The 1,048-nt window shown below is 53.9% G+C and carries 1 protein-coding gene; it reads right to left on the reverse strand.

Going from position 1 to position 1,048, the window contains the following annotated elements; all coding sequences use genetic code 11:
* On the reverse strand, window positions 1-855 hold an 855-nt coding region (locus tag VLX68_03905; GenBank protein HUI91373.1), incomplete at its 3' end, for a glycoside hydrolase family 172 protein.
* Window positions 856-1,048: the final 193 nt, after the last annotated feature.

The following is a 1,048-nucleotide window of genomic DNA, read 5'->3' on the forward strand; positions in this document are numbered from 1 at the left end:
CGCGCCGAATAGTCCATAGGAGAAAGGCTTCCCGCCGAAGTCCCACGCTCCCAAAAAATAATCCTCCGTCCCCGTTCCATTTATCGATGGCAGTGTCTCGCCATCAATAAAAAACATATCGTCTCCCTCGCCCCACCAGCCGTCCGCGTTTTCGATCACCGACATGGTCACGCCCACGAAGTGGCCGCGTCCGGTCGCCTCCATCCAAACGTAGTTGTTTTTGCCATCGAGATTGGTCTTTGCATTTTCCATCGCCACATTCGGAGTGGCCTGGCGATACTGAGCGTGAAAATAAGCAGTATCGTTCGGCAGCGGTGAGGGAAGCTGACGCCAGTCGATGTTCCAATAGAGGGCATCAATCGGTTCATGCCCTTGGTTCGTGACGGTGATGCGGGCGTGTTTTTGGAACGGCATCGGGAAAAAACAGTTCAGGGCTTTATCGGCACCGACCGCCAGCGGGATCGATTGATATAGAAAATACTCGCCGTTTCCAAGTCCAAAAAAATCTCCGATTGGAGCTTCTACGCTCGGCTCACTTTCGTCGTCCCAATACATACGGAGAACAATTCGCTTGAGGTGATATTTTTCTTTGTCCGCGATGGTGAACCAGACATGTGAAATTTCGCCCGGGCCATTTTCGTCGAGCACGGTGATGGTCTGGCCGGGCGGCACAACGCGAAAATCGTCATTTCCGCCCGTTCGGTCGTAGCTGGAGGAGCGCCGCTGGCGATAATTGTGCGGGCTTGGAAGAGTGGCGAGAGAAGCGACTCCGACCGGTCCCTGCGTCTGCGCTTCCGAGTGCTTCGAGAGCAGGCAACTCAACGCCAATAAGGCAACCGCAAGCATTTTTCCCATCGCAACCTCCCGCATAGACGCGGCATAATAGCAGAAAAGGATCGACCTGAAAGGCCGATCGCAAGATTCGGCTTGCTCCCGAGAACTTTGTAGCGATAAAGTGCATCGTACTTACATTGGCCAGCTAAAGCGTCTTCGTCCTGGAGGTGCCTCGTGCGTGTTCTACTCACATTGCTGTTGCTTTCCGTTTTCG

The organism is Chitinivibrionales bacterium (assembly GCA_035516255.1).
Classification (GTDB): Bacteria; Fibrobacterota; Chitinivibrionia; order Chitinivibrionales; family FEN-1185; genus FEN-1185.